Origin of the sequence: Bacteroides sp. AR29, from assembly GCF_900217715.1 — a bacterium.
In the GTDB taxonomy this organism is placed as follows: domain Bacteria; phylum Bacteroidota; class Bacteroidia; order Bacteroidales; family Bacteroidaceae; genus Bacteroides; species Bacteroides uniformis.
The window spans coordinates 46,259-64,612 of record NZ_OBMS01000015.1 but is presented as its reverse complement, the minus strand read 5'-3'; the positions used below and the strand labels follow the sequence as shown (position 1 = coordinate 64,612).

At 46.4% G+C, this 18,354-nt stretch carries 12 protein-coding genes; 8 read left to right on the top strand and 4 right to left on the bottom strand.

Annotated elements, in window-relative coordinates; all coding sequences use genetic code 11:
* Positions 1-4 precede the first annotated feature (4 nt).
* The 3 genes from CSD97_RS11115 to CSD97_RS11105 all read right to left on the bottom strand — a co-directional run bounded on the left by CSD97_RS11115 (position 5) and on the right by CSD97_RS11105 (position 4,985).
* Positions 5-931, bottom strand: a complete 927-nt coding sequence (locus tag CSD97_RS11115; RefSeq protein ID WP_022402243.1) for a hypothetical protein — start codon at positions 929-931, stop codon at positions 5-7.
* Between the two features lie 246 nt (positions 932-1,177).
* Positions 1,178-4,756, bottom strand: a complete 3,579-nt coding sequence (locus tag CSD97_RS11110; RefSeq protein WP_055288504.1) for a fimbrillin family protein — start codon at positions 4,754-4,756, stop codon at positions 1,178-1,180.
* Positions 4,757-4,769: 13 nt separating this feature from the next.
* A complete protein-coding gene (locus CSD97_RS11105) occupies positions 4,770-4,985 on the bottom strand; it encodes a hypothetical protein (RefSeq protein WP_005834933.1) in 216 nt (71 codons plus the stop codon).
* A gap of 1,557 nt (positions 4,986-6,542) precedes the next feature.
* On the opposite strand from CSD97_RS11105, the gene CSD97_RS11095 reads away from it, so the two are divergent.
* Entirely contained in the window at positions 6,543-6,875 is a 333-nt protein-coding gene (locus tag CSD97_RS11095) for a DUF3795 domain-containing protein (protein ID WP_005834939.1), read from the top strand.
* Between the two features lie 233 nt (positions 6,876-7,108).
* Positions 7,109-7,885, top strand: coding sequence for a class I SAM-dependent methyltransferase (locus tag CSD97_RS11090; RefSeq protein ID WP_057097267.1), 777 nt, complete (start codon positions 7,109-7,111; stop codon positions 7,883-7,885).
* A gap of 74 nt (positions 7,886-7,959) precedes the next feature.
* Here CSD97_RS11090 and CSD97_RS11085 read toward each other — a convergent pair whose 3' ends face one another.
* Entirely contained in the window at positions 7,960-8,808 is an 849-nt protein-coding gene (locus CSD97_RS11085; RefSeq protein ID WP_057097266.1) for a helix-turn-helix domain-containing protein, read from the bottom strand.
* Positions 8,809-9,028: 220 nt separating this feature from the next.
* Between CSD97_RS11085 and CSD97_RS11080 the strand changes: the two genes are divergently transcribed.
* From CSD97_RS11080 to mreC, 6 genes are all read left to right on the top strand, one after another.
* Positions 9,029-10,522, top strand: a complete 1,494-nt coding sequence (locus CSD97_RS11080; RefSeq protein ID WP_005828554.1) for an ATP-binding protein — start codon at positions 9,029-9,031, stop codon at positions 10,520-10,522.
* A gap of 104 nt (positions 10,523-10,626) precedes the next feature.
* The gene (abc-f, locus tag CSD97_RS11075; RefSeq protein ID WP_008665967.1) at positions 10,627-12,588 is read left to right on the top strand and encodes a ribosomal protection-like ABC-F family protein; all 1,962 of its coding nucleotides are present in this window, start codon (positions 10,627-10,629) and stop codon (positions 12,586-12,588) included.
* Between the two features lie 20 nt (positions 12,589-12,608).
* Positions 12,609-14,645 carry a M13 family metallopeptidase gene (locus CSD97_RS11070; RefSeq protein ID WP_061412075.1) on the top strand — a complete coding sequence of 679 codons (2,037 nt, stop codon included), beginning with the start codon at positions 12,609-12,611 and terminating at the stop codon, positions 14,643-14,645.
* 160 nt (positions 14,646-14,805) lie between these two features.
* The gene (gene purH, locus CSD97_RS11065; RefSeq protein WP_009037258.1) at positions 14,806-16,329 is read left to right on the top strand and encodes a bifunctional phosphoribosylaminoimidazolecarboxamide formyltransferase/IMP cyclohydrolase; all 1,524 of its coding nucleotides are present in this window, start codon (positions 14,806-14,808) and stop codon (positions 16,327-16,329) included.
* Between the two features lie 129 nt (positions 16,330-16,458).
* A complete protein-coding gene (locus CSD97_RS11060) occupies positions 16,459-17,481 on the top strand; it encodes a rod shape-determining protein (protein ID WP_005828544.1) in 1,023 nt (340 codons plus the stop codon).
* Entirely contained in the window at positions 17,481-18,326 is an 846-nt protein-coding gene (mreC, locus tag CSD97_RS11055; protein WP_005828542.1) for a rod shape-determining protein MreC, read from the top strand. Before CSD97_RS11060 ends, mreC begins: the two co-directional genes overlap by 1 nt.
* Positions 18,327-18,354: the final 28 nt, after the last annotated feature.

The window sequence follows — 18,354 nt, the reverse complement described above, 5'->3', positions numbered from 1 at the left end:
TAACTTATCCTTCTACCGTCTTTCTGCAAAGCTCCGTCGCTTCACGGTCGGGCAGGCATTTCAGATGATAGACGGGTGCCAGCGTGGCAAGTTCCGTCACAGTGGTGACAATGGCGTTATAGATTTCCTTGTTCTGCTTCAGGCAAGAGCAGGAGGGGAGGAGGGTGGCGAAAGCATGTGCTGCTCTCTCTTGCTCTATTTCATTCTGCGGTGCTTGTTCCAAGCGGACGAAGGCGCCTACGGTCATGGATTCTTTCCGATAGCATGGTGTCTTTCCGCTCCACGGAGAACCGAAAACAGTGGCTTGCTTGCCGAGGCTGTCCACATGTACTATCGGATTGTCATCGTTCAGTAGATGGCAGTCCGAGAACTGTTGCAGCCAGAGCCCGGTGTGCGTACTTTTGCCCGTGCCGCTTTTCCCTAAGAAGAGGTAGCCTTTGCCTGTTTCAGTAGCGACAACCGAGGCATGCATCAGCAGTGTATGGTGGCGGGCGGCATTGAAGGCATAGAGCATCATCAAGAAGTTGTTCAGTACGAAGTTCGTTTCGTTTTCCGGAGCCGGTGTTTCTGTCCTGCAGGCCGGTAGGTGGATGAAGCATTGCCTGAAGTTATCGTTGCACTCCATCCAATAGTTTTTCCCGCTTTTCCGTGGGGTGATGGATACAAGGTGTGAGCTGTGGGGCAAAGGGCGAATGATGCAATCGGCATCTTCCCAGTTGAAACATATATCATCGGGAGTTTTCGCTATGGTTCGTTTTGTCGCTGTTTCGTCATCGTCTATCTCTGTTTCAAAGATTACTTTTTGCGTCGTGTCTATTGTCGTGATGAACGGAATCAGTGAAGGCAACGCCTTGAATATATTGAAGTCGGAAGGTTTCACCATGCGGAAGGTGTGCGGTCCTACTTGATAATCCAATATCTGTATTCTCATATGTTTTGATTGTTAGTTGTTATTCATGATACTTTGGGCTACTCAGAAAAATAATGAATGTTTGTGTGAATGAGGAAGATTTGAGAGATTTTTCAACTGTCTTGTTGTCATTTTTTAGACGCGGAGGACGCAGATTTATAAAAGAAAATCCGCTGTCCGCCGCATCTAAAAGATAGTAATAAGGCGATTCCGATACCTCTTCGTTTGGTCTGCGAGGATATATTGCTTCCTTTCTTAGAATTTGGCTTATCGGTTCTCCTGACTTGTTGGGCCAACAATATATTCTTTCCTCCCATCGTTGACTTTGTGGGCTGCTGTATATACACTGCCGTCACGGGTAACCTCGTAACCTGTTACCAAATAGGATTCATTGTCGTCCATATTCGGATTTGCCGGGTTGAAATTGATGAACGTTCCACCGGACACCTGGATGCTGGCAGTGTTCTTGTCTGTATTCTTTAAGTTCAGTACCCAGTATCTGCCATCCGTGTCGTTGTTGGGTGTACCATATTTGCCGGATTCAAATGTTCCTCCATAGATATTGATTTTCCCATTCTCTCTTGCATAAATCAGGTCTATCTGGGTGTTCAGTTTCTGGGTGTTATAGTAAGAACCGCCATGAATATTTACTGTCCCGTGTCCTCGGGCTTCAATTACCATGCGATAACCATCGTCTTTCGCTGTAGCAGATGCATCGCACTTCACATTGCCGTTGCCTGAAATGTTTAGTGTTCCGTTCTGTACAGTAAAGATTTGTGTGAAAGGAGTGGCATCAGCTGTTTCTGAGGAATTGATGATGTCGTGGCCATTCAGGTTTAAGTTTGCCGTTGCGTTTGCAGCATTCAATATGTAGCCTGTGGCAAGCTCCGTCTTGGCGATGTTGATATTTGAGAGAAGTTTTATATCCACAGTTGCGTTGGTTGCCATGTACTTCAGTACGCTTGGGTCGGAGAATGTACCTCCGGAAACAGAGATGATACTTTTGGCATTTTCGGTTCCCACGGATGCATCTACCTTTAAGTCACCGTTGAAAGTACCGCCTGTGATATTCAGCTTCATAGGTTCGGTATTTCCTGCACTCTTGGAAATTTCCACTTTTCCATTGATGACGCTCGTACCGCTTACCGTAACCGTGACTCCAGCAGTGTACTTTGCATAGCCGCATACGTCGAATGCAAATTGATTCGCATTGCTTCCTGCGTTGATAGTGGTATTGTTGATGCTTATATTGCCACAATTGTTGCTTACTACGTATTGGGCATTTGTGTCTTCTACTGTCATATTATCTAATGTCAGGTTGCAGTAGTTCTGAATCATGATTTTGTTGTTGTCACTCTTCAGCGTTCCGTTCTTGAAAGTAACGTTTGAACCTTCGAGTAATTGACAGCTGTTCGTTTCGGTGCCGGTGGAACCTACGGTCGGGTCAGCAAGTGTAAGGATCTTGCCGCCTAAGTCCATCGTCAAGGTTTGTCCGCTTGTGGTCTTGAATCCCGGGCAGGTCTTGTCGGCGGTCAACTTTATGTTCACATTTGCATTTGTCTTCATGTACTTCAGCGCGCTTGGGTCGGAGAATGTACCGCCGGTAACGTTGATGACCGGTGTATAAGTGGTGCCTTCTGTGATGAGTGACTTTGCTTCGGCAATCAGTGTACCGCCTTTGATGTTTACTGTGGCAATGCCATATGCTCCACTTACGTTGATGGCGGCGCAGTCCAGTCCTCCGGTACCGTCGCCCCAGTTGCCGGTGCTGCCTGTGCCTTTACTGGTAATCAAGGCTGTGCCTTCCACGTTCAGAGTGCCTCGTTGGATGCATACACCTCCTGCGGCACCATAAACCTTGCCGCCACTGATGGTCGTTGTGCCGGATTGGGGCAGATAGACTGCATAGTCAGCAGTAGAAATGAGTTCTCCGTCTGTGATGTTGATGATGGAGTTCTGCGTCTTGTAATTGCCGTTGCCTGCCACTGCAAACCATCCGGCTTCTATCTTGCCGCCTGTCATGGTGAAGTCTCCACCGTCCGTCACTCCGACGCCATATTGGCCGTTACTGTTCGGAGTCTTTCTGACTGCACTGATGTTGCCGCTTTCCATGGTCATGGAGGCATCTTCACCGGCTATTTCAATCAGACTGCCATTATAAGAAGCCGCTGTATAATCCTGGCTGGCAACTATCTTGCCTTTCTTCTCGGTAGAGCTGTCCTTCAGTGTCATCTTGCCCAAGACGATGATTTTGCCTGTTGCGCTGTTGTCGGCAGTCAGTGTATATCCGTTCAAGTCAAGAACCACGGACTTTCCGGCGGGTACACTGACGCTTTGCCCTGTGATGTCGGCATCGGCGGACAATTTAAAATCTTCGCCGTTGGCGAAAGCGGCCTTTAGGACTGCCACGTCGGATTGAACTACAAATTTGCTGTCGATTGTTGCCGGAAGTGATGCTTCGGTTCCTTTTATTATATAGATTGTGGTATCGCCGGCATCGTGTACCAATTGTTCTACCTTTCCATATATCTTCAAGTTACCGCCTTTTACGGTCAGCTTCTTTACGGTGACGCCTGCATTGATAATCAATGTCTGCTGGGCGGTAGTGGCAGTCACTTCATTGTAAGTGGCTTTATTGCCTACTGCTGCCAATGTAACGGTGGTGCTTGGCATGGTGATGGCTACAGAAGGAGCTTCTTGCTCTGCATTGGTTTCCGGCACAGCCAAGGATACACTGTTGGTGGCAGTGGCGGCGGGAGCACCTATGCTGGTATTGGTCTTGTCGGTCAGCGTCAACGGAGCGGCAGTACTGGTCGTTGGGGCTGTATTGAACGCCAGGTTGATGTCCGAGTTCTGTAAAACCGGGATGGCGATGCCGTCGTTGCTGCCGGAAGTGGTATTGAAGCTGCCGCTGACTGCAATGTCGGTTACGGTTGCTGCTGTCGGTGCTTCTTGTGGGAGATTTTTTGAATCAGCTAAAGCTGTACTAAGCGCACTGGGGGTTGTAGCCTCTACCACAACGCAATCCAAAGGAGGTACTACCAATATGTCTCTTCTGCCTAGGATTTTGTCATTAAGCGTCTTGGTAAAATATACCTTGTCGCTTCCATTCGTCAGTTGGGCAGTGATGGAACTATAAGTACCTGTGGGCAAAGGAATGTAGAAGTTGCGAGACTTTATATCAGCTGAGGCTGTGAAGGAGGCGGTGATTTCCTTGCTTTCATCGCTCGTTACTGCCAGTATCGGGTCTGCTGCGGTTAAGTCTACCGTACAAGTACCTGCAATGTTATTGGAGGCAATAATCTTGAAAGTAGTGGCCTCTGCCGGAATCTTGTTGACGGTCAGTTTTATCATGGCTGCCATGTGCTTGAAGGACAGAGCGCTCAGATTGTCGGGATTTGTCACCTTGGCATACATCGGGCCATTGCTGCTGCCGTTATAATTTGTAAGCGTGGCAGGTAGAGTCATGGTCAATGTATTGCCGCTTACGCTCATGTTTTGTTGGTAAGGATAGATGGAGAATACAGCCGTTTCTCCGCTTGGCTTGCTGCCGTTGAAAGTGGCGGAAGTTTGACCAGCACCGCTTGCATATTCTAATTTTGTATTGCTATAATTACTTTCTGCATTACTACAGAACAACCCTAGGGCATCGGTATCTTGCCATAGAATCTTGTATTCATCGTTTACGGTAGTACGGGTGTCGGTACCTGCGCCTTCAAACGTTGCGTTAACGGTGATGTTTCCTTTCCGCCCGCTGTTTTCAAATTCCTCTTGGCTGCAACTGAATGCGGTCAAGGCAGCAGTTGCCATGCAGGCAACTTGCATAAGGTTTCTTAATTTCATCATAATGAAGTCCCCCTTAGTTTTCTACGGTTAAGATGTCATTGATTAGGTCTTCCAAGTCGCTGCTGGATGCCGAATTGTAGCTATGGGTAGAGGTGCTGCCCGAATAGGAGCGCGTAATGGGATGGTAAGGTTCGCCGCTTGTTGCAATGACTCCTTCATTCTCCATTTTGATAACTTCGATAGACGGAGTGATGTATGCTTCTCTACCGTCTGGTTTGTTCTGTTTCATATACACAAATTATTTAAAGGTTAAACAATAAAAAAAAACGTGAGTAACTATGTTTGTATATCCTTTATTCAGGCCTTCGCATTGCCCTTTCCCTGGATATACAACAGTCACTCACGTCGTTTGTGTATATACCATCCCCCTGATGGGAGAAAACCATATAAACATAGACGTGAGCATCCTTGTTGTTATCTTCAGGGAAATTTTCAAAGTTGCGAAGTTTGAATAAAGAAGATAATTTCAATAATGCTCTTACTAATATGTAAATAAACCCACTACGCTATAGCGAATTTGTGACAAAGATAATTGTTTTTTGTTTAAGTGTATCTATGTTTCTCTATTTTTTTGGGGAAAGGCTCACGTCTCTTTCATTTATAGGAGTTAGGAGAGTTATCACTTCTAACTCCCGATAACTCCTTCAAATATTTAGTAACTGTCTGCATTGTCTTTGAGGATGTTTTTCTGAGGAGCATAGCGGCTATGTGGCGAATAAAGAGAGGAAGACAGACCGAAAAGAAGCTGAATAAAATCTTTTTAAGCAAAATTAAAACAGAGATTTGATATACTTTAAACAGAACACCCTGCAAACTCCGGCTTACTCTGTCCGGCAGTTTGCAGGGTGTCTGCTTGGTTTTCTCACGTGTACGTAGCTCTTTACGCCACGAACGGAAGTCGATGCCATAGCAATTTTTCATAATAAGACTTTCCATATTTTTGCAAATGTCCATACTGCCTTTGGCTGAAACAATTTATATAAGTAATTGAAGTTTCGTAAGTGAGTATGCCTGCTGATAAATGGGAATTTATCGCACAGAGCGCGAAGCCTGCTCTCATAACCTATGGAGAGCACGAGTGAAAGCTTGTGGATTTTTATCTAAAACATAGGTATTCCTTTGCTCTTCTCCCTTTGTTTGTCTGCTGTGGCATAGGGAATTTATGACGCCTAACGGCCATGAACAACCCTGCTTTCGACCATAAAGCGATCGCTTGACGACCGTAAGCAGAGTTGTTCATGGCCGTTAGGCGTCACTAACTCCAGAGCTATTACGGATGAAGTACGTAGCCCGAACCTATTGCGCACAAGGCGCAAACGTATTATACAACGGTGTAAAAGACATTAGAGTGCATTATTCATAGTCGGCCTTTGATTCCCGATAACTCCTACTATGCCCCTACAGTCCAACTCCATATCCGTTGACTTCACAGTAAGGACAAGCCCGAAAATGCAGGAAAACCGAACCTGCCGATTCATGTAATCTGCATGCTGTATTATGGTAGGGGATAGCAGCTTACTGCAAAACTCAAGCGTTTCAGGCAGGTGGAAGCAAATTTTGCTTCCACCTTTTCAGGTTGCTTCCACCGCAGGGCAAATGCCGATGGACAGGGGGATGCAGGAGGTGGGTGGAAGTGTGGAAGCAAAGTGATGGAAAATTAATTTGGCATTCACACAATAATAACCGTATATTTGTAGCATGGCTGTCTGCCTCCTCTTAAATTCAGATAAAGAGGAGGTAGACAAATGCTTGCTATGAGAAACACATAAATGGTTATAACCAAGTGATGAAACAATTAATTGCATGTTGCGGACTGGATTGCGAAAATTGCGCCGCCCGTATAGCCACTGTCAATAATGACGATGAGCTGAGAGAGAAAACCGCCAAAGAGTGGAGTGTGCTGAACAATACGCCGGAAATTACGGCAGAAACCATCCATTGTATGGGGTGCCGTGCAGACGGGGTGAAGTTTGCCTATTGCAGCGATTATTGTGCTATCCGCAAATGTGTGTACGAAAAAGGTTTTAATACTTGCGGTGACTGTAAGGAACTGGAAACTTGCCAGGTGGTAGGTGCCGTTCTTCAGCATGCACCCGGTGCAAAGGAAAATCTTTATTAACCGTAAATTCTTTGATTAAATAAAATATTGCTTATCTTTGCAGTATGACAAAGACATTTAAATCGGATTTGGTTTTGTAAACAATCTGTGTTCCTTGCACAGATTGTCCCTTTCGTTTACTCTCGGATAACTTCTTTCGAGAGTGTTTCTCTATTGTTATAATTAAAGTTTAATCCGCGTATTATGCTGAAGGTATTGTGATACTTTCCGTATATGCAAAATATAGTAAGAAAATGAGTAACGAAAATAAAACCATCCACGATTTCGAACTTAGTTTAATCTGTGACTTTTTCTCCAATATGGAACGGCAAGGCCCTGGCAGTCCCGAAGCGACGTTGAAGGCATTGAGCTTTGTAGACGGCCTTACTGATAAATCCCTTATTGCCGATATAGGTTGTGGAACGGGTGGCCAGACAATAGTAGTAGCCGGGCATGTGCCGGGGCGGATTACCGGAATTGACCTTTTCCCCGGCTTTATTGACATCTTCAACCGTAATGCAAGGCAGTTGGGCTTGCAGGACAGAGTAAAAGGAATTGTCGGTTCAATGGATGCCCTCCCTTTCGGTGAGGAGGAGCTGGATATGATTTGGTGTGAAGGTGCTATCTATAACATCGGCTTTGAACGTGGCTTGAAGGAGTGGCGTAAATATCTGAAACCGGGAGGGTATATTGCCGTATCCGAGAGTTCATGGTTTACGGACGAACGTCCTGCGGAAATCAATGACTTCTGGATGGACGCCTATTCTGAAATGGATACACTTCCCAATCAGGTAGCCAAGTTGTACAAGGCGGGTTATCTCCCCGTTGCTACATTCATTCTGCCGGAGAATTGCTGGACAGAGCATTACTTTGCTTCAAAGGTTGCGGCTCAGGAGATTTTCCGTAAGAAATATGCCGGTAATAAAATTGCCGAAGAGTTCAGCTCACTCCAAATGATTGAGGATGAACTATACGGCAAATATAAGGAATTCTACGGTTATGTGTTTTTTATTGCTAAGAAGGTAGATTGATGGCAGACTTCTCTTATTGAGGAATGCGGGTATTCTCATGGCAGAATATCCGCATTTTGTGTTTTGAGTGGATTTTATTGTTTTGAGGATGTGCGGAACTTCTGAGGAGGTATTCCCGTATGACGTTTAAAGAATTTGTTGAAGAAGGCCGCATTATTAAAACCTAGACTCACGGCTATATCCTTTATCGGAGTGTTGGCGGTACAAAGTTGTGCTTTGGCATCCATGATGATAGTATTGTTGATGATTTCCATGGCTGTATGTCCTGATTCCTTTTTGACAAGGCGGCAAAGAGCTGCCGGTCTCATATTCATTTTCAATGCATAATAGGACACTTGATGCTCCCGGACATAGTCTGTGTGTACCAATCGGATAAAAATGCGGTATTGGTTGAAATGCCTGCTGCCCGGAGTCTCTTTTATTCTAGGGCGTTCCGGACAGAGTTCGGATATACCTTGTAACAGATAGGTCAGTAGAGTTTGCAATGAAACTAGACTTGAGGGGCTTTCTGTTCTTTGGTAGAGGTGTGACAAATAGGTCATGAACTCGGCATAAAGCTGGAAGTCCGTTTTCGATAGAGGAAAAATATAGTGTTTGCCTATAATGTGAAACTTATCCATCATGAGCTTGCCGGCCCCTGCACTTTGGATAAGTTGTTGGGAAAATATGACGACATATATTTCAGCATCGTCTGACGTGTGTAGCAATTGTACGAAGGTCTCGGGAGGAATAACTAGGAGGGTGTTAGCTTCAACCCTGAATTGAGTATGGTTTATGATGGTTTTCAGAACTCCTTTGGTGCATAGAGCGAAGATACTGGCCTTGGTGTGGTATGGCTTTTCCACTAGCGGATTCAGTTCATTGGTTGTGATATGATTGCAGGCAATGAACTCGGCATTTATATTGAATTCGGATATATTCATGTTGGAGATTTTAAGACACAAAAATGGGGGATAATAATGTATAAATGACAGAGATAACAGTTAAAATCAATATTACGCTCAATTTGTCTCTGTTAAATAAGGTAAAGTTGTGAATAATAGAATATATACATGCTAAAACGGAATATTGATTTATAAGGGTTTGTTTGTGGCATAAGCATTTTAGCCCGAACTTTGCTCCTTGTATGATAAAACAATTCTGATGAATCCGAATGTTCCTCAAGAAGTACGTATAATAAATGCCATCTCCGAGCAGTTGTTCAACTCATGGCCCGTCAGCATTATTATGATTGATTTGGAAGATTGTATCTGGCGTCTGAATCAGCAGGTGATGAATGAACTCCATTTGAATGAGTATGTGATAGGGCGGCGTATCACTGACTTATTGGAAGTGGTATGTGATAAAAAGAATGTGTTAGAAGACCTTTTGCTGCAACTTCGGGAGAGGGATGTGCGGATTATTCCCTTAGATATCAATTGCTTTATACGTGAATTGAAGAGTGGTATCAGTTTTCTGATACAAGGTGCTATGGTGGGAATTCATGAAGATGGACAATTGGTGAGGATTGTACTCTATTTCAGGAATGTGTTGGAAGAACGGACACAGAAGCATTTGCTGAATATTGCGCTGAGCCGCACCCAGATATTTCAATGGTCTTTCGACATGGAACATAATCTGATGATTATAGAACCGCGTTATTTTGAATATTTGGGGATTCCTACGCGTGACTATACTCTGACGCCTGAGGAATTCGCATTTCTGATTCATCCGGACGACCGGAAGGGAGTGTTTGATGCTTTGGCTTTACAGTTGCATGGTAATTTGTACGAACGCCCAGTGGAATACCGTCTACGGAGGGGAGACGGCAAGTGGGAGTGGTTTGAGGCGCAATCTACCTATGTGGGGCAATTGACGGATTTGCCGTTCCGTATCATCGGTATTTGCATGAGTACGCAGAAATACAAGGATACGGAGAATAAATTGAACGAGGCTTTGCAGAAAGCGCAACGTAGCGATGAGTTGAAGAGCGTATTTCTTGCTAATATGAGCCACGAGATACGTACGCCACTAAATGCCATTGTGGGCTTCTCTACACTACTGGCTTGTGGGGATGCCGACTTGTCGCGGCAGGAGATTATGGAATTTACGTCTTTGATTGAAAAGAACAGCCAGTTGTTAATGGTGTTGATTTCAGATATTCTGGATTTGTCCAAGATAGAATCGAACACGATGGAATTCCATTTTGAGAAGGTTTCTTTAAATGGCATATTGGAAAGCATTTACAGTGCGCAGAAGATGAATCTTCGGAAAGGAGTGGAGCTACTGCTAGACCTTCCGGACCGGGCGGCAGTTATCTATACAGATCCTACGCGTTTGGGGCAAGTTGTCAACAATCTTATCAATAATGCGGTGAAGTTCACTGCTGAAGGACGCATAACCATAGGGTATAGGCTGAAGGACTTTGCTACATTGGAAGTCTTTGTGGAAGATACGGGAACTGGCATGTCGGAAGAAGTTCTGGCGCACATTTTTGAACGTTTCTATAAGGGAGATGCTTTTGTGCAGGGCACGGGATTGGGATTGGCCATTTGCAGGACTATCGTTGAAAGGTTTCATGGAAAAATAGAAGTGGCTTCAACTCTTGGCAAGGGGAGCCGCTTTGCAATTGTCCTTCCGCAGGAAATGCGGGAGTAGTGTTCTCTTTCTTGGATATTTGATGTAATTATGTGAGCGTATGATATTGTATAACGTTGAAAATCGCTACCTTTGCAGTCTTGAACGATAAATTCATTGACACTATGATATCTGTAGAAGGACTGAAGGTAGAATTTAATGCCACTCCTCTGTTCGAAGACGTCTCTTATGTTATCAATAAGAAAGACCGTATAGCTCTTGTCGGCAAGAATGGTGCCGGTAAGTCCACCATGCTCAAGATATTGGCTGGCATTCAGCAGCCCACTGCCGGCATTGTTGCCGTTCCCCGCGAATGTACTATCGGGTATTTGCCCCAAGTGATGATACTCAGTGACAAGCGCACCGTAATGCAGGAGGCTGAACTTGCCTTCGAGCATATTTTTGAGATGCAGGCGGGCATCGAACGCATGAATCGGCAACTTGCCGAACGTACCGATTACGACAGCGAGGATTACCAGAAACTGATTGACCGCTTCACTCACGAAAACGAACGTTTTCTGATGATGGGCGGCACCAACTACCGTGCCGAAATAGAGCGCACGCTCCAAGGGCTGGGCTTCAGCCGCGAGGACTTTGACCGCTCTACAAGCGAGTTTTCCGGTGGTTGGCGTATGCGTATAGAGCTTGCCAAGCTGTTGCTTCGCCGTCCGGATGTGTTGCTGCTCGACGAGCCTACCAACCACCTTGACATCGAGAGTATCCAGTGGTTGGAGAACTTCCTTTCCACCCGTGCCAATGCGGTGGTGCTTGTCAGCCACGACCGCGCCTTTTTGAACAATGTCACTACGCGTACCATCGAAATAACTTGTGGACGCATTTACGACTATAAAGTGAAATACGATGAGTTTGTGGTGCTTCGCAAGGAGCGCCGGGAGCAGCAACTACGTGCTTACGAGAATCAGCAGAAGCAGATACAAGATACGGAAGATTTCATCGAACGTTTCCGGTACAAAGCTACCAAGGCTGTGCAAGTGCAGAGCCGCATCAAGCAGCTCGAAAAGATAGAGCGCATCGAAGTGGATGAGGAAGACAACTCCTCTTTGCGCCTGAAGTTTGTTTGCAGTAGCCGTAGCGGTAATTATCCCGTTATCTGCGAGGATATGGAGAAATCCTACGGTGGGCACGTTGTTTTCCACGATGTAAATTTGACTATCAACCGAGGAGAGAAGGTTGCTTTTGTCGGTAAGAACGGCGAAGGTAAGTCTACGCTTGTAAAGTGTATTATGGGTGAGATTACGGATTATACCGGTAAGCTTACACTGGGACATAATGTGCAGATTGGATATTTTGCCCAGAACCAGGCACAGCTTTTGGATGAGAGCCTGACTGTATTCGATACGATTGACCGCGTGGCCGTAGGGGATATCCGCCTCAAAATCCGTGATATTCTAGGTGCTTTCATGTTCGGCGGTGAGGCTTCGGATAAAAAGGTGAAGGTGCTCAGCGGTGGAGAGCGTACCCGGCTTGCCATGATAAAACTGCTGTTGGAGCCGGTGAATTTCCTGATTCTCGACGAACCTACGAATCATCTTGACATGCGTTCCAAAGATGTGTTGAAGGAGGCTATCCGCGATTTTGACGGAACGGTGATAATAGTCAGCCATGACCGTGATTTTCTGGACGGACTTGCGACTAAAGTGTACGAGTTTGGTGGCGGACTGGTGAAGGAACATCTGGGAGGAATTTATGATTTCCTGCAAAAGAAGCAGATAGAGAGCCTGAATGAGTTACAGAAATCCCCTTCACTTTCCGCTTCGCCCACTGCCGGTAAGGCGGCATCGGGAAATGTTGGTGCAGAACCGGTTCAACCCTCGGCAGCCAAACTCTCTTATGAGGAGCAGAAGGAGCTTAATAAGAAGCTCAAGAAACTGGAACGTCGCGTTGCCGATTGTGAAGCGGAGATAGAGCAGACGGAGGCTGCCATTGCCATTCTTGAGGCCAGGATGGCCACACCGGAAGGTGCTTCGGACATGTCGCTTTATGAGCAGCACCAAAAACTGAAAGAGCAGCTTGACCGCGTGATGGAAGAGTGGGACGCGGCTACTGTAGAGTTGGAGAATCACTAACTATTATATTTTATATGTTTATGAAAGCAAATCATTTGTTACCCATTGCAGCATTCTGTCTGATGACGGCTTCCTGCAACACCGGCAAGCAGCAGGCTGAACTTACAGCAGGCATCCAGCTCGCCAATCTTGACACAACGGCTCTACCCGGAACAGACTTTTACCAATACGCATGTGGCGGTTGGATGAAGAACAATCCGATTCCTGCTGAATACTCACAGTACGGTTCTTTTACTATCCTTGCAGAAAACAACCGCAAGCAGATTCAAGGACTGATTGAAGAGCTTGCCGCCACCCAGCACGAAGCCGGCAGCGTGGCACAAAAAATCGGTGACTTGTACAAAATCGTAATGGACAGCGTGAAGCTGAACAAGGACGGTGTAGCCCCCATCAAGGCTGAACTCGACCAGCTGGCTGCTTTGAAGGACAAGAAGGAGCTTTATGCCTTGCTGGGCGATATGCAGAAGAAGGGTATCATCGCCTACAACGTGCTGTATGTTGGCGCTGACGAAATGAACAGTAGCATGAATGCTGTACAGACCTATCAGACCGGGCTGAGCATGGGCGAACGTGAATACTATCTGGAGAATGATGAGGCTACTGCCAAAATTCGTGATGCTTTCCGTACACATGTACAGAAGATGTATCAGTTGGCTGGTTTCGACGAGGCTACTGCCAAGAAAGGTATGGAGGTGGTGATGGATGTGGAAACACGTCTTGCCAAGGCTTTCCGCTCTCGTACGGAGTTGCGTGACCCGCATGCCAATTATAACAAGATGAGCATGGAAGAGTTGAAGAAGAATTATCCTACTTTCGATTGGGATGCTTATTTGTCTGCCATGGGCTTGAAGGATGTGAAGGAAATCATCGTAGGCCAGCCCGCTTCACTGAAAGCTGCTGCCGATATTCTGGATACGCTGCCCATTGAACAGCAGAGCCTTTATCTGCAATGGAAATTGATTGATTCTGCCGCAAGCTTGCTGAACGATGCTATGGCAGAACAGAACTTCGACTTCTACAGCCGCACCATGAGCGGTACACAAGAGATGCAGCCCCGCTGGAAGAGAGCGGTAAGCACTGTAAGCAGCGCGCTGGGCGAAGCTGTAGGTCAGATGTACGTGGAGAAATATTTCCCTGCTGCTGCCAAGGAGCGTATGGTGACTTTGGTGAAGAACTTGCAGGAAAGCCTGGGCGAACGTATCCAGAATCTTGCCTGGATGGGTGATTCCACTAAGGTGAAAGCTCTGGAGAAACTGGCTACCTTCCATGTGAAGATTGGTTATCCCGACACTTGGAAAGACTACTCCACACTGGAAATCAAAAACGACTCTTACTGGGCAAACATGGAACGTGCCAACGAGTGGAGCCATGCCGAAATGATAGCCAAGGCCGGCAAGCCGGTGGATAAGGACGAATGGCTGATGACTCCGCAGACCGTCAACGCTTACTATAACCCGACCACCAACGAAATCTGTTTCCCCGCCGGTATCCTGCAATATCCTTTCTTCGATATGAATGCGGATGACGCCTTCAACTACGGTGCCATCGGTGTGGTAATCGGTCATGAAATGACTCACGGATTCGACGACCAGGGTCGCCAGTACGACAAGGACGGTAACCTGAAAGACTGGTGGACTGCTGAAGATGCCAAGAACTTTGACGAGCGTGCCCAGGTGATGGTAAACTTCTTTGATAGCATCGAGGTTGCTCCGGGTGTATATGCCAACGGACGCATGACATTGGGTGAGAATATTGCCGACCACGGTGGTCTGCAGGTTTCTTATCAGGCATTCAAGAAAGCTACGGCTGCCAATCCGCTGCCGGTGCTGGACGGTCTTACTCCCGAACAACGTTTCTTCCTGGCATACGCAGGTGTATGGGCTAATGATATCCGTCCCGAAGAAGTGCTGAACCGCACAAAAAGTGATGTGCACTCATTGGGCGAATGGCGCGTAAACGGTGCATTGCCGCAAATCGGTGCTTGGTATGAGGCATTCAACGTGACAGAAAAAGACCCGATGTTCTTGCCGGTAGAAAAACGTGTATCTATTTGGTAAACCAACAAAATAACCCTTAAAAAAAGGCGGCAGACTGGAAACAGATGCCGCCTTTTTTAATTATACCTAATTTATTGTGTATGAATGTATGTATGAATAAACAAAATTTGTAACTTTGCGCATCAAATACTAATATACGCATACTTTAATACGCAAATCCATGTCTGAAACAAAAAGAATCAAAACAGCTCTGGTATCTGTTTACCATAAGGAAGGTTTGGACGAAATCATTACCAAACTGCATGAAGAAGGTGTAGAGTTCCTCTCAACCGGTGGAACACGTCAGTTTATAGAATCCCTGGGTTATCCCTGCAAGGCAGTGGAAGACCTCACTACATACCCTTCCATCCTGGGCGGACGCGTGAAGACTTTGCATCCGAAGGTTTTTGGAGGTATTCTTTGCCGCCGCGGATTGGAGCAAGACATGCAACAGATTGAAAAATATGAAATCCCCGAAATAGACCTCGTCATTGTTGACCTCTATCCGTTTGAGGCTACCGTTGCCAGTGGTGCCGAAGAACCTGCCATCATCGAAAAGATTGACATAGGCGGTATCTCTCTGATTCGTGCCGCAGCCAAGAACTATAACGACGTGGTTATCATCGCTTCGCAAGCACAATATCAGCCGTTCCGCGACATGCTGATGGAACACGGAGCCACTACTACCATCGAAGAACGCCGTTGGTTTGCCAAAGAGGCTTTCGGAGTGTCTTCACACTATGATTCTGCCATCTTCAACTATTTCGATGGCGAGGAAGGTTCCGCTTTCCGTTGTTCTGCCAACAGCCAGAAGACTTTACGCTATGGCGAGAATCCGCATCAGAAAGGTTATTTCTATGGCAATATTGATGCTATGTTCGACCAGATTCACGGTAAGGAAATCTCTTATAACAACCTGCTCGACATCAATGCTGCCGTTGACTTGATTGACGAATTCAAGGATACGACTTTCGCTATCCTGAAGCATAATAATGCTTGTGGACTGGCTTCACGTCCCACTGTGCTCGAAGCATGGAACGATGCGCTTGCCGGTGACCCGGTATCCGCTTTTGGTGGTGTGCTCATCACTAATGCCGTGATTGACAAGGCTGCTGCCGAAGAAATCAATAAAATTTTCTTTGAGGTGATTATCGCTCCCGATTATGATGTGGATGCGTTGGAAATCCTCGGTCAGAAGAAGAACCGTATTATCCTGGTCCGCAAGCCGGCAGCTCTGCCTAAGAAGCAGTTCCGTTCTTTGCTGAATGGCGTATTGGTTCAGGACCGCGACCTTAAGGTGGAAACTCCAGAAGAATTGAAGACTGTAACTACGAAGGCTCCCACTGCACAGGAAATTGAGGATATGCTCTTTGCAAACAAGATTGTGAAGAACAGTAAGTCGAATGCCATTGTGCTGGCAAAAGGAAAGCAGTTGTTGGCAAGTGGTGTAGGTCAGACCAGCCGTGTGGATGCTTTGAAGCAGGCTATCGAGAAAGCCAAAAACTTCGGTTTCGACTTGAATGGCGCTGTAATGGCAAGTGACGCATTCTTCCCTTTCCCCGACTGCGTGGAAATTGCCGGCAATGAAGGCGTAACAGCCGTCATCCAGCCGGGTGGAAGCATCAAGGATGAACTCTCGTTTGAATATTGCAACGAGCATGGCATTGCCATGGTGACTACGGGATTCCGTCACTTTAAACACTAATTCGGATTTACGATTTGACGATTTACGATTTACGATTTACGATTGAAGTTACATCGTAAGTCTGAATCTCAAATTGTAAACAAGAGGAATATCAATCGTAAATCGTAAATAGTTAAATCGTAAATATTAATGGGATTATTCTCCTTTACACAAGAAATAGCGATGGACCTTGGCACAGCCAATACCATCATCACCACGAATGGCAAGATTGTGGTGGATGAGCCTTCGGTGGTGGCTTTGGACCGTCGTACCGATAAGATGATTGCCGTGGGTGACAAGGCAAAGATGATGCACGAAAAGACCCACGAAAACATACGTACCATCCGTCCGTTGCGCGACGGTGTGATTGCCGACTTCTATGCCTGCGAGCAGATGATACGCGGACTTATCAAGATGGTGAACAACCGTAACCGTCTCTTCTCTCCGTCACTCCGCATGGTAATCGGGGTTCCTTCGGGCAGTACCGAAGTGGAGCTGCGTGCCGTGCGCGACTCTGCCGAGCATGCCGGCGGGCGCGACGTTTATTTGATTTTCGAGCCGATGGCTGCTGCCATCGGTATCGGTATCGATGTAGAGGCTCCCGAAGGCAACATGATTGTTGACATAGGTGGTGGTTCTACGGAAATTGCCGTTATCTCTTTGGGAGGTATCGTAAGTAACAACTCCATCCGCATTGCCGGTGACGACTTGACTGCCGATATTCAGGAATACATGAGCCGCCAGCACAACGTGAAGGTCAGCGAGCGTATGGCTGAGCGTATTAAGATTAATGTGGGTGCTGCCTTGACGGAACTCGGTGAGGATGCTCCTGAAGACTATATCGTTCATGGTCCGAACCGCATCACGGCATTGCCCATGGAAGTGCCGGTATGCTATCAGGAAGTGGCGCATTGCTTGGAGAAGTCTATCTCTAAGATTGAGACAGCCATCTTGAGCGCATTGGAAAATACGCCTCCCGAATTGTATGCCGACATCGTTCACAACGGTATCTATCTTGCCGGTGGCGGTGCATTGCTTCGTGGACTGGATAAGCGTCTGACTGATAAAATAAACATACCGTTCCACATTGCGGAAGACCCCTTGCATGCCGTTGCCAAAGGTACGGGCGTGGCATTGAAGAACGTTGACCGCTTCTCATTCTTGATGCGGTAATGCGAAATTTATTAAACTTTCTCATTAAATATAATTACTGGTTCCTCTTTCTTCTGTTAGAGGTTGCCAGTTTTATTTTATTATTTCGCTTTAATCATTACCAGCAGAGTGTGTATTTCACCTCTGCCAATGGCGTGGCGGGGAAGGTTTATGAAATATCGGGTGGCATCACTTCCTATTTCCACTTGAAGACGGCCAACGAAGACCTGCTCGACCGCAACATGTGGCTGGAGCAGCGGCTTTCGTTTCTGGAAAATGTCTTGAAGGAGAAAGGATTGGACTCCGCCAGGTTGTACAGCATGGAACGGCTTGCTCCTACGGAGTATCAGATATTCAAGGCGAATGTCATAAAGAACAGCTTGAACAAGGCTGACAATTATATCACTTTAGACCGTGGAACAACAGAAGGTATCCGTCCTGAGATGGGAGTTGTAGATGCCAATGGCGTGGTGGGTATTGTGTATAAGACCTCTCCCCATTACTCGTTGGTCATTCCGTTGCTGAACAGCAAGTCAAGCATCAGCTGTAAGATTGTGGGCAGTGATTATTTCGGTTATTTGAAGTGGGAGGGAGGTAATTCCCGTTTTGCCTATCTGAAGGATTTGCCCCGGCATGCCGAATTCAATCTGGGAGATACAGTAGTGACCAGCGGCTATTCCACCGTGTTTCCAGAAGGTGTCATGGTGGGGACGGTGGATGACATGTCTGACTCGCACGACGGGCTTTCGTATCTGTTGAAGATAAAGCTGGCTACGGACTTTGGAAAGGTGAGCAATGTGCGCGTCATTTCCCGCAACGGGCAGGATGAACAAAAGGCATTGGAGTCGAGGGCAGACGAGAAGTGACTAAGAAATTAGGGATTAGGGGTTAAGG

Coding starts and splice junctions, on each gene's coding strand:
- CSD97_RS11115 (WP_022402243.1), bottom strand. CDS start 931: ATGAGAATACAGATATTGGATTATCAAGTAGGACCGCACACCTTCCGC.
- CSD97_RS11110 (WP_055288504.1), bottom strand. CDS start 4,756: ATGATGAAATTAAGAAACCTTATGCAAGTTGCCTGCATGGCAACTGCT.
- CSD97_RS11105 (WP_005834933.1), bottom strand. CDS start 4,985: ATGAAACAGAACAAACCAGACGGTAGAGAAGCATACATCACTCCGTCT.
- CSD97_RS11095 (WP_005834939.1), top strand. CDS start 6,543: ATGAAACAATTAATTGCATGTTGCGGACTGGATTGCGAAAATTGCGCC.
- CSD97_RS11090 (WP_057097267.1), top strand. CDS start 7,109: ATGAGTAACGAAAATAAAACCATCCACGATTTCGAACTTAGTTTAATC.
- CSD97_RS11085 (WP_057097266.1), bottom strand. CDS start 8,808: ATGAATATATCCGAATTCAATATAAATGCCGAGTTCATTGCCTGCAAT.
- CSD97_RS11080 (WP_005828554.1), top strand. CDS start 9,029: ATGAATCCGAATGTTCCTCAAGAAGTACGTATAATAAATGCCATCTCC.
- abc-f (WP_008665967.1), top strand. CDS start 10,627: ATGATATCTGTAGAAGGACTGAAGGTAGAATTTAATGCCACTCCTCTG.
- CSD97_RS11070 (WP_061412075.1), top strand. CDS start 12,609: ATGAAAGCAAATCATTTGTTACCCATTGCAGCATTCTGTCTGATGACG.
- purH (WP_009037258.1), top strand. CDS start 14,806: ATGTCTGAAACAAAAAGAATCAAAACAGCTCTGGTATCTGTTTACCAT.
- CSD97_RS11060 (WP_005828544.1), top strand. CDS start 16,459: ATGGGATTATTCTCCTTTACACAAGAAATAGCGATGGACCTTGGCACA.
- mreC (WP_005828542.1), top strand. CDS start 17,481: ATGCGAAATTTATTAAACTTTCTCATTAAATATAATTACTGGTTCCTC.